Below are 10,282 nucleotides of genomic sequence, written 5' to 3'. Positions count from 1 at the left end.
CAGATATCTACACCATACGAATCGTGTCCCGTCACGGCAGGAACATAAGTCCGAATAAATGCGGGCAGGGACCTCGACGCGCCTTTTCTTCGGAAATTCTCAGACTTCGTGGGCCGGACGGTCGCCCGTTCTCACCCCAGTGTCACCACCGGCACCGGATTGCTCCCGCTCCACGAGCCGTTGAACCCGAACGTCACCGAACCGCCGTCCGGCACCGACCCGTTGTACGAGGCGTTCACGCAACTGACCGCCGTCCCCGACTGCGTGCAACTCGCGTTCCAGGCCTGCGTGATCCGCTGCCCGGCGGCGAACGTCCAGTTCGCCTTCCACGACGACAGCGCGGCCCCCGAGCACGCGATCCGCACCTGTCCCGTATAGCCCGTGCTCCACTGGCTGGTGACGCTGTACGCCGCCGTGCAGGCACCGGTCGGGGGCGGGGTCGTCGTGCCGCCGAGCGCCTGGGCGAGGGCGTGGTACGCCGGTTTCGGGCTGTAGTTCTCGTCGTACGGCGTCGCGGCGCCCTGGCCGGGGAAGGTGTCCGGGATCCAGGAGTCGGAGTCGGTGAAGCCCCAGACGGTGGCGCCGACGCAGCGCGCGACCGCCACGCAGGCGTTCATCACCGCCTTGTAGTCGGCGGCCTGCTGGGTCAGCTTCGCCTCGGTCGCCGGTAGCTGCATCCGGATGTCCAGCTCCGTGATCGCCACGTCGACGCCCAGGTCGGCGAAGCGCTGGATGTTCTGCTGGAGCGTCGAGGGCACCTGGCCGACGATGAGATGGGCCTGCAGCCCGACCCCGTCGATCGGAACCCCGCGTTCCTTCAACGACTTGACCAGGTTGTACAGGGCGGTGCTCTTCGCGTTGACGCCCTCCACGTTGTAGTCGTTGACGTACAGCTCGGTGCTCGGGTCGGCGGCCCGGGCCCAGGTCAGGGCCTGCGCGATGTAGTCCTGGCCGAGGGTGGTGTGGAAGAGGGTCGGGCGGTAGGTGCCGTCCTCGTTGAACGGTTCGTTCACCACGTCCCAGGCGGCGAGTCTGCCCTTGTAGCGGCCGACCTCGGTGGCGATGTGGTCCTGGACGATCGCGCTGAGCTGGTCCCGGGTCCAGTTGCCGTTCGTCAGCCAGCCCGGGTTCTGCTGGTGCCAGACCAGGGTGTGGCCGCGCACCTGCTGGCCGTGGGCCTCGGCGAAGTCGACGATCCGGTCGGCCTCGGCCCAGTTGTAGCCGCCCCGGCTCGGCTCGACGGAACCCCACTTCATGGCATTGCCGGGGGTGAGCGAGTTGAACTCGCGTCCGCTGATGTCGCCGTAGGTGCCGGTGAGCTTGGAGCCGGTGACCGCCGTGCCGATGACCTTGCCCTTGGCGGCGGCGAGTTCGCGCAGCGGGGTGTCGGCGGCGTGTGCCGCGGGGGCCGCGACCAGCAGGGAACCGGCCGTCACGGCGCCGGCCAGGGATGCGAAGAAGCCCGATCTCAGCGATCTCATTGCGGTGCCTCCGAAAGTTTCGGTGGTGCAACCGATTGGCTTCGGAGGAGTGTGGAGACGCCCGCCCCACCCGTCAATACGTCAACTTCCGGCCAGGGGCGCCACCGTGCTGCTGCGCACCACCAGGCTCGTCGCCAGCTCGACCCGGGTCGCCGCCGGGGTGCCCTCCTCGCGGCCGAGGTCCAGGACCAGCTTGGCCGCCGCCTCGGCCATCTCCGTCAGCGGCTGCCGTACGGTCGTCAGCGGCGGCCCGACCAGGGGCGCCACCGGCAGGTCGTCGAACCCGACGACGCTCAGGTCCTCGGGGATGCGCAGCCCCAGTTCGCGCGCGGCCTCGTACAGCCCGAGCGCCTGGAGGTCGTTCCCGGCGAAGACGGCGGTCGGCCGGTCCGGGCGGCGCAGCAGCTCCAGGCCCCGCCGGTAGCCGGCCTCGTGATGGAAGTCGCCGTCCGCGATCAGCCCGGGGTCGACCGGCAGCCCGGCCGTCTCCAGTGCGGCCCGGTAGCCGTCGACCCGGGCGCGGCTGCACATCATCTGCGAGGGCCCGGTGATCGCGCCGATCCTGCGGTGCCCCAGCTCGACCAGGTGCCGGGTGGCCGCGAGACCGCCCTGCCAGTTGGTCGCGCCGATCGACGGCACGTCGGCGCCCGGGTCGCCGGCCGGGTCCATCACCACGAACGGGATGGAGCGGCTGGTCAGCAGCGCCCGCTGCGAGGCGTCGAGCCCGGACAGCACGAGGACGACGCCGTGCGGGCGGCGCGCGGCGACCTGGTCGGCCCAGGTCCGCCCGGGGGTGAGGCGCCCGGCGCTCTCCGACAGCACCACGCTCAGCCCGGCGTCCCGGGCCACGTTCTCCACGCCCCGGATGACCTCCATCGCCCAGGCGCTCTCCAGCTCGTGGAAGACCAGGTCGATCAGGGGCGAGCGGGTCGCCTCGGCGCGGCGGCGCCGGTAGCCGTGGGCGCGCAGCAGGTCCTCGACGCGGGCCCGGGTGGCCGGGGCGACATCGGCGCGGCCGTTCAGGACCTTCGAAACAGTCGGCGCCGACACGCCGGCCTCGCGGGCGATCTCGGCGAGCGTCGCGGTCTGCGCGGTGCGCCCCTGCGTCCGGGTTTGCGTCCGGCTTTCAACGGGCTCCGGGGAAGTCATGGCGGCGATCGTAACCCTGCGGGCCCCCTTGACGAAGTCCTCGCGGCGCCATAGGTTCCCGGAACATTCGGAATACTTAGCGAAACATTCGTAGATACGTTCGCGAGAAACGCTCGTCAGCACCGTTCGTGAGAGGGCCGTCCGTCCACCCGACAGGAGCTTCATGACCACCGTGCCCTGGCGTGACCCCGCGCTGCCCGCCGCCGCCCGCGTCGACGACCTGCTCTCCCGGATGACCCTGGAGGAGAAGACCGCCCAGCTCTACGGCGTGTGGGTGGGCGCCTCGACGGACGGCGACGGAGTCGCTCCGCATCAGCACGACATGACCGTGGACCACGACTGGAACGAGCTGATCACGCGCGGCCTGGGCCAGCTCACCCGCTCCTTCGGCACCGCCCCCGTGGACCCGGCGCTCGGCGCGCGCGCCCTGGCCCGCGCCCAGCGCCGTATCACCGAGGCCGGCCGCTTCGGCATCCCGGCGATCGCGCACGAGGAGTGCCTGGCCGGCTTCACCGCCTGGCAGGCCACGGCCTATCCGGTCCCGCTGGCCTGGGGCGCGACCTGGGATCCCCCGGTGGTCGAGGAGATGGCCCGCCGGATCGGCGACGACCTGCGCTCGGCCGGCGTCCACCAGGGCCTCGCGCCCGTGCTGGACGTCGTACGCGATCCGCGCTGGGGCCGGGTGGAGGAGACGATCGGCGAGGATCCGTATCTGGTCGGCACGGTCGGCTCGGCCTATGTGCGGGGCCTGGAGTCGGCCGGGGTCGTCGCCACGCTCAAGCACTTCGCCGGGTACGCCTCCTCGGCGGGCGCCCGCAATCTGGCACCGGTACGGGCCGGTGTCCGCGAGTTCGCCGACATCACGCTCCCGCCTTTCGAGATGGCGCTGCGCGAGGGCGGGGCGCGCTCGGTGATGGCCGCGTACACCGAGCGGGACGGCGTCCCGGCCTCGGCGGACGCCGAGCTGCTGACCGGGCTCCTGCGCGAGGAGTGGGGCTTCACCGGCACGGTCGTCGCCGACTACTTCGGCATCGGCTTCCTCCAGACCCTGCACCGCGTCGCCGGCACCCCGGCCGAGGCGGCCCACGCGGCCCTCGAAGCCGGCATCGACGTCGAGCTGCCCACCCTCAAGTGCTACGGCGATCCGCTTTCGGCCGCCGTCCGGTCGGGCCAGGTGCCCGAGGAACTCGTGGACCGCGCGGCCCGCCGCGTCCTGCTCCAGAAGTGCGAACTGGGCCTGCTGGACGAGGACTGGACCCCCGAGCCGGCCGCCGCGGTGAACCTGGACTCCACGGGCAACCGCATCCTGGCCCGCCGCCTGGCCGAGGAGTCGGTGGTCCTGCTCGACAACCCCGACGGCCTGCTCCCGCTGGCCCCCGACACCCGGATCGCGGTGATCGGCCCCCGGGCCGCCGACGCCCTGGCCATGCTGGGCTGCTACTCCTTCCCGTCCCACGTCCTCACCCACCACCCCGATGTGCCGACCGGCATCGAGATCCCGACCGTCCTGGACGCCCTGCGCACCGAACTTCCCGACGCCAAGGTGACGTTCGCGCAAGGGTGCGATGTGACCGGCCCGGACACCGCGGGCTTCGAGGAGGCCATCGCCCGCACCGCCGAGGCGGACGTGTGCGTGGCGGTCCTCGGCGACCGGGCGGGCCTGTTCGGCCGGGGTACCTCGGGCGAGGGCTGCGACGCGACGGACCTCGGCCTGCCGGGCGCCCAGGGCGAGTTGCTGGACGCGCTGATCGCCACCGGCGTGCCCGTGGTCCTGGTCCTGCTGACGGGCCGGCCGTACGCGCTCGGCCGCTGGCACGGACGCCTGGGAGCCGTCGTCCAGGCCTTCTTCCCTGGGGAGGAGGGCGGCCCGGCGGTCGCGGGCGTCCTGTCGGGCCGCGTGAACCCGTCGGGCCGTCTCCCCGTCAGTGTCCCGCAGGTCCCCGGCGGCCAGCCCTGGACGTATCTCCAGCCGCCGCTCGGCCTCGCGGGCGAGGTCAGCAACCTCGACCCCACCCCGCTGTACGCCTTCGGCCACGGCCGCTCATACACGACGTTCGCCTGGGAGAGCAGCGCCCTCGAACCGGCCGAGATCGGCACGGACGGCTCGTACGACGTGTCGGTGACCGTCCGCAACACGGGCGAGCGCGAGGGCGCGGAGGTGGTGCAGCTGTATCTGCACGACCCGGTGGCGTCCGTGACCCGCCCCGACATGCGGCTGATCGGCTACCAGCGGGTGACGGCGGCCCCGGGCGAGGCGGCCCGGGTGACGTTCCGCTTCCACGCGGACCTGTCGTCCTTCACCGACCGCGCGGGCCGGCGGGTGGTCGAGCCGGGCGACCTGGAACTGAGACTGGCGGCATCGAGCGCGGACGTACGGCACACCGCGCACCTCACCCTGACGGGCCCGGTCCGGGTGCTCGGCACCGACCGGCGGCTGCGCTGCGAGACGGAGGTCGGCGGCGTGGAATGACCGGCCCGCTCAGCCCTCGCCCAGCGACTCGAACCGCCACCGGTGCACCGCCCGGCTCACCAACTCCCCGTCAGGCTCCGGCAGTTCCGGCAGCTCGGCGTCGTACGGGGCGTCCCACCAGGTGAGGACGAGGACCCGGTCCTGGGGAGCACGCAGGGTCTCCCGGCGCAGCGGCTCGCGGGGCAGCTCCTGGGCGCGTGCCCAGGCCAGCAGCTCCTCGCCGCGCCCGGGCACGGCCCGCGCCTCCCACATCAGGGCGACCGTCACGGGTAGAGGTTCTCCTTGCTGACCTCGTGCACATGGTCGTGGCCGTGGTGGTGGTCGTGCCGGCTGCCCTCGTGATTGCCCGGCACATGAGGCTCCGTCACCGGCAGCGAGGAGTCGGCCGGCAGGTCCCAGCTCGACGCGGCCCGGTTCCGGGCCACCATCTCGGCGCCGAGCGCGGCGACCATCGCCCCGTTGTCCGTGCACAGCTTGGGCCGCGGCACCCGCAGCCGGATCCCGGCCGCCTCGCAGCGCTCCTGGGCCAGGGCGCGCAGCCGGGAGTTGGCGGCCACGCCGCCGCCGATCATCAGGTGGTCGACGCCCTCGTCCTTGCAGGCCCGGACGGCCTTGCGGGTGAGCACGTCCACGACCGCCTCCTGGAAGGAGGCCGACACGTCCCGCACCGGGACCTCCTCCCCGACCGCCCGCTTGGCCTCGATCCAGCGGGCCACGGCCGTCTTCAGCCCCGAGAAGGAGAAGTCGTAGGCCGGATCGCGCGGGCCGGTCAGGCCGCGCGGGAACGCGATCGCGTTCGGGTCGCCCTCCCGCGCGTACCGGTCGATGACCGGGCCGCCCGGGAAGCCCAGGTTCAGCACGCGCGCGATCTTGTCGAAGGCCTCGCCTGCCGCGTCGTCGATGGTCGCGCCCATCGGGCGGACGTCGGAGGTGATGTCCGAGGACAGCAGCAGCGAGGAGTGGCCGCCGGAGACCAGCAGTGCCATGGTCGGCTCGGGCAGCGGGCCGTGCTCCAACTGGTCCACGCAGATGTGCGAGGCGAGGTGGTTGACGCCGTACAGGGGCTTGCCGAGCGCGTACGCGTAGGCCTTCGCGGCCGAGACGCCGACCAGCAGGGCACCGGCGAGGCCGGGACCGGCCGTGACGGCGATGCCGTCGAGGTCGCGGGCGCTGACCCCCGCCTCCTTCAGCGCGCGGTCGATGGTGGGGACCATCGCCTCCAGGTGGGCACGGCTCGCGACCTCCGGGACGACGCCGCCGAAGCGGGCGTGCTCGTCGACGCTGGAGGCGATGGCGTCGGACAGCAGGGTGGTGCCGCGGACGATGCCGACGCCGGTCTCGTCGCAGGAGGTCTCGATGCCGAGGACGAGCGGTTCGTCAGCCATTGATCTCGGTTCCTTGTACGGAAGTTGAAGGGTCGGTGAGTCGCATCACCAGGGCGTCCACGTTCCCGGGCTGGTAGTAGCCGCGCCGGAACCCGATGGCCTCGAAGCCGAAGCGCTCGTAGAGCTTCTGCGCGCGGACGTTGTCGACGCGGCACTCCAGCAGCACCTCGGCGCACTCGAAGGCGGTCGCCGCGCGCAGCAGCTCGGTCAGCAGCAGCCCGCCGAGGCCGGTGCCCCACAGATCCCGGGCGACGGCGATGGTCTGGACGTCGCCCTGCTCACCGGTGGCGACCAGTCCGGCGTACCCGGTGATCCGCCCGCCGGCCTCGGCGACCACGTACCGCCGGGTCGCCTCCGGCCCGCGCGAGTGGGCCAGTTCGGACCAGAACATGCCACGCGACCAGGCGTCCTCGGGAAACAGGTCCCGCTCCAGTTCCAGCACGGGGTCGATGTCCCACCAGCGCATCTCGCGCATCGCACACATCACGGGTTCGGTCACTTGGGGGTGACCACCTTGTAGTTCTTGGGGACCTGGGCATCCGGGCGGCGCAGATACAGCGGCCGGGGCGCGGCGAACTCCTCGCCCGCCGCCAACTTCTCGGCGGCCAGCCGGGCGAGGGCGGCGGCCGAAACGTGCTCCGGCTCGTGCGCCTTGGGGAAGGTTTCCGGGTAGAGCAGCGCGCCCGCGCCGACCGCGGGCAGGCCCTTGACCTGCTCGGCGATGTCGGCGGGCCGGTCGACGGCCGGGTCGGTGAGGCGGGTGCGGGAGTCGGCGTAGCGCGCCCAGTACACCTCCTTGCGGCGGGCGTCGGTCGCCACGACGAACGGGCCCCCGAGGTCGGCGGCGAAGGCGAGGCCGTCCAGCGTGCACACTCCGTGCACGGGGACGCCGAGCGCCAGCCCGAAGGTCTCGGCGGTCATCAGCCCGACGCGCAGCCCGGTGTACGGGCCCGGACCGATGCCGGCGACGATCCCGGTGACGGCGTCCAGTTTCAGACCGGCCTCGGCGAGCACCCGGTCGATCGCCGGCAGCAACAGTTCCCCGTGCCGCCGCGCGTCCACCTGACTCGACGAGGCGATGACGTCGCGGCCGTCGTGCAGCGCGACGGTGACGGCGGGTGTGGCGGTATCCAGAGCGAGCAAGAGCACGCAAACAGCCTACGGCTCCGCGAGCCCCGGCACGGCCGCACCTGCCGGGCCGTCACCTGCTGCTACCGTCACCTACCGTCACGGCAGGGACGTACGACGCGGAGGTGGCCGCCGGTGGCAGTCAGCAGCTCGGGAATCGTGGCCGGGCTCACCGCCGCGGCGCTCGCGACGGTCGGCTACCTGGCCTACCAGGCGTCGGCGACCGCCCCGGCCGGTCCGGGCAGGCCGCAGGCGGGCGCCTCGCCGAAGGCCGGCGCCTCGAAAGCGCCCCGGACCAAGAAGGACCCTTCCGCGCTGCCCGGCGGCTCCGGCCAGGGCGCCCGGGTCGTGTACTCCCTGGGCGGCGACCGGGTGTGGCTGGTCGGCACGGACGAGGTGGTCACACGCACGTTCGACGTCGACCCGAGCGCGGTGGATCCGGCCCCGGGCAGCTACTCGGTGACCTCCCGCTCGAACGCGATCACCGGCTCCGACGGCATCCCCGTCGAGCACGTCGTGCGCTTCACCAGCGTGGACGGCGTGGTCATCGGCTTCAGCGCGGCCGTGCCCGGCTCGACCGCCACGCCCGACCCGAAGGTCCGCACGGGCGGCATCCGCGAGTCACGTGTGAACGGCGACGCGATGTGGACGTTCGCGACGATCGGCCGCCGGGTCGTCGTGGTCCGCTAGGGATCCGTCCGTAGGGCCTAGGCCGCTTCGCGGTGCTCCCTGCCCCGCTCCGTGAACTCCGGCTCGGGAGCGCGCGGGGGCGTGGAGATCAGGGCCGCCGCCTCGCCGGCCGCCAGCAGGTCACGCATGGACACCCCGGCGACCGCGAACGGCTGCGGCTGCCCCTTGCTCTCTGTAGCCGACATGGACGCCTCCCGAAGGCCGGGGCAACGAAGTTAGGTTCACCTAACCACGGACTGGATACCATGTGACCACGCACAAGACACCGAACGCAACATCTTGCCGACGTCTTGTCGGAACGTTCATCAAAAGACCGCACACCGCGACGTACGCGGCTCAGGAACTCACGCGGCGAGCACGCTCAGGTCCGCCGTCGCCCAGCGTTCGCCCACACCGGTGATCGTCATCTGCCGGACCTCGTCGGTCGTGTCGCCCGCCGCGCGGTGGATGACGACCCGGAGCCGGTCCTCGGTCAGCTCCTCGACCTTGCCCTCGCCCCACTCCACGACCATCACGGACTCGGGCAGCAAGACATCGAGGTCGAGGTCCTCCATCTCGTCGAGACCGCCGGAGAGCCGGTAGGCGTCGACATGGACCAGCGGCGGCCCGTCGCCCAGCGAGGGATGCACCCGGGCGATCACGAAGGTCGGCGAGGTGACGGCCCCGCGCACGCCGAGCCCCTCCCCCAGCCCACGGGTCAGCGTCGTCTTGCCCGCCCCGAGCTCCCCGCTGAGCATCACCAGGTCACCCGCGCGGAGCAGCTTCGCGAGCCGGCGGCCCAGCTCCCGCATCTGCTCGGGGGACGTGACGACGATCTGGACGGATCCGGGCTCAGCCGGGCTGTGCGGTGCTGGTGCTTCCATAGCCCTTCACGGTAGCCCCTGCGGGCACGGCACCCGTGCGGGTGAGCAGGTCGGCGAGGCGGTCGGTGACCACTTCCGGGTGTTCCAGCATCACCAGATGCCCCGCGTCCGGCACCAGCACCAGCTCGGCGTCCGGCAGCAGATCGGCGATCGCCTCGCTGTGCTCACTGGGCGTGACCAGATCCTGCACCCCGGCCAGGACGAGAACCGGCATGTCGGCGAAGCACCCGAGCGCCTCGGTCTTGTCGTGGTCGTTGAACGCCGGGTAGTACTCGGCGACCACGTCGATCGGCGTGCTCTCGATCATCCGCTCGGCGAACCGGGCGACGGCCGGATCGACGTCCCGGGACGCGAAGGAGTACCGCTTGATGATCCCGGCGAACAGGTCCGCGGTGGCCCGGCGCCCCTTCTCCACCAGGTCGGCCCGCTGCCCCAGCGCCTTCAGCACGCCGGGCAGCACCCGCCGTACCGCGTTGACGCCGGCGACCGGAAGCCCGTAGTTGACCTCACCGAGCCGCCCCGACGACGTCCCCACGAAGGCGACCCCGACGACCCGCTCGCTGATCAGCTCGGGGTACCGGTCGGCCAGCGCCATCACCGTCATACCGCCCATCGAGTGGCCGACCAGCACGATCGGCCCTTCGGGGGCGGCGGCGTCGATGACGGCCTTCAGGTCACCGCCGAGCTGCTCGATGGTGATCGGCTCGTCGTCCCGCGTCTGGGCCATGCCCCGCCCGGACCTGCCATGGCTGCGCTGGTCCCAGTGCACGGTCCGGACGACGCCTCTGAGCGCCGCCCGCTGGAAGTGCCAGGAGTCCTGGTTGAGGCAGTAGCCGTGGCTGAAGACGACCGTGACGGGGGCGGGGGCCTTGCGGCCGAAGAGCCGCCGACGGCGTGGGCCGATGGCGGCGGGGGCGGCCTCGGGGTCGATGTCGTCGACCTCGTAGTACAGCTCCGTACCGTCGTCGGCGAACGCCTTGCCGGGGGTGCCGCGCAGCGAGCCGTACGGTCCCGCCGAGTCCAGGGCGAGCCGGGCCTTCTGGCGCATGCCCCGGCCGACCGTCATCCGCTCCAGGGCGACACCGGCGGCCGCGCCCGCGGCCACCACGCCTAACG

At 72.4% G+C, this 10,282-nt stretch carries 11 protein-coding genes; 2 read left to right on the top strand and 9 right to left on the bottom strand.

Annotated features, from left to right (window positions below):
• Positions 1-131: 131 nt before the first annotated feature.
• Entirely contained in the window at positions 132-1,481 is a 1,350-nt protein-coding gene (locus tag ACFTZL_RS33510) for an endo-1,4-beta-xylanase (RefSeq protein WP_382590597.1), read from the bottom strand.
• 81 nt (positions 1,482-1,562) lie between these two features.
• Positions 1,563-2,630 carry a LacI family DNA-binding transcriptional regulator gene (locus ACFTZL_RS33505; RefSeq protein WP_382590594.1) on the bottom strand — a complete coding sequence of 356 codons (1,068 nt, stop codon included), beginning with the start codon at positions 2,628-2,630 and terminating at the stop codon, positions 1,563-1,565.
• Between the two features lie 163 nt (positions 2,631-2,793).
• On the opposite strand from ACFTZL_RS33505, the gene ACFTZL_RS33500 reads away from it, so the two are divergent.
• On the top strand, positions 2,794-5,100 hold the full coding sequence (locus tag ACFTZL_RS33500) for a glycoside hydrolase family 3 N-terminal domain-containing protein (RefSeq protein ID WP_382590591.1): 2,307 nt from the start codon (positions 2,794-2,796) through the stop codon (positions 5,098-5,100).
• A 9-nt stretch (positions 5,101-5,109) separates the two neighbouring features.
• On the opposite strand, the gene ACFTZL_RS33495 is transcribed toward ACFTZL_RS33500, so the two are convergent.
• From ACFTZL_RS33495 to tsaB, 4 genes are read right to left on the bottom strand one after another with little or no spacing between them, the layout of a single operon-like run.
• Positions 5,110-5,367, bottom strand: coding sequence for a hypothetical protein (locus ACFTZL_RS33495; RefSeq protein WP_382590588.1), 258 nt, complete (start codon positions 5,365-5,367; stop codon positions 5,110-5,112).
• Complete coding sequence (gene tsaD, locus ACFTZL_RS33490; protein WP_382590585.1) at positions 5,364-6,485, bottom strand: tRNA (adenosine(37)-N6)-threonylcarbamoyltransferase complex transferase subunit TsaD; 1,122 nt, start codon at positions 6,483-6,485, stop codon at positions 5,364-5,366. Before tsaD ends, ACFTZL_RS33495 begins: the two co-directional genes overlap by 4 nt.
• Positions 6,478-6,969 (bottom strand): ribosomal protein S18-alanine N-acetyltransferase, encoded by a 492-nt coding sequence (gene rimI / locus ACFTZL_RS33485; protein ID WP_382590600.1) that lies wholly within the window; start codon positions 6,967-6,969, stop codon positions 6,478-6,480. Before rimI ends, tsaD begins: the two co-directional genes overlap by 8 nt.
• 11 nt (positions 6,970-6,980) lie before the next feature.
• Entirely contained in the window at positions 6,981-7,634 is a 654-nt protein-coding gene (gene tsaB / locus ACFTZL_RS33480; RefSeq protein WP_382590582.1) for a tRNA (adenosine(37)-N6)-threonylcarbamoyltransferase complex dimerization subunit type 1 TsaB, read from the bottom strand.
• 114 nt (positions 7,635-7,748) lie between these two features.
• On the opposite strand from tsaB, the gene ACFTZL_RS33475 reads away from it, so the two are divergent.
• Positions 7,749-8,303: a hypothetical protein gene (locus ACFTZL_RS33475; RefSeq protein WP_382590579.1), complete on the top strand. Its 555-nt coding sequence runs from the start codon at positions 7,749-7,751 to the stop codon at positions 8,301-8,303.
• 17 nt (positions 8,304-8,320) lie between these two features.
• Here ACFTZL_RS33475 and ACFTZL_RS33470 read toward each other — a convergent pair whose 3' ends face one another.
• From ACFTZL_RS33470 to ACFTZL_RS33460, 3 genes are all read right to left on the bottom strand, one after another.
• Complete coding sequence (locus ACFTZL_RS33470) at positions 8,321-8,488, bottom strand: hypothetical protein (protein ID WP_382590576.1); 168 nt, start codon at positions 8,486-8,488, stop codon at positions 8,321-8,323.
• Positions 8,489-8,647: 159 nt separating this feature from the next.
• Positions 8,648-9,166 carry a tRNA (adenosine(37)-N6)-threonylcarbamoyltransferase complex ATPase subunit type 1 TsaE gene (gene tsaE, locus ACFTZL_RS33465; protein WP_382590573.1) on the bottom strand — a complete coding sequence of 173 codons (519 nt, stop codon included), beginning with the start codon at positions 9,164-9,166 and terminating at the stop codon, positions 8,648-8,650.
• Positions 9,135-10,282 (bottom strand): alpha/beta fold hydrolase (locus ACFTZL_RS33460; protein WP_382590569.1); only part of this gene is annotated, 1,148 nt, incomplete at its 5' end. The genes ACFTZL_RS33460 and tsaE, both read right to left, overlap by 32 nt.

Source organism: Streptomyces sp. NPDC056948 (assembly GCF_042674225.1).
GTDB lineage: Bacteria > Actinomycetota > Actinomycetes > Streptomycetales > Streptomycetaceae > Streptomyces > Streptomyces purpurascens.
The sequence above is the reverse complement of the archived record's forward strand: the minus strand, read 5'-3'. Positions and strand labels throughout refer to the sequence as shown.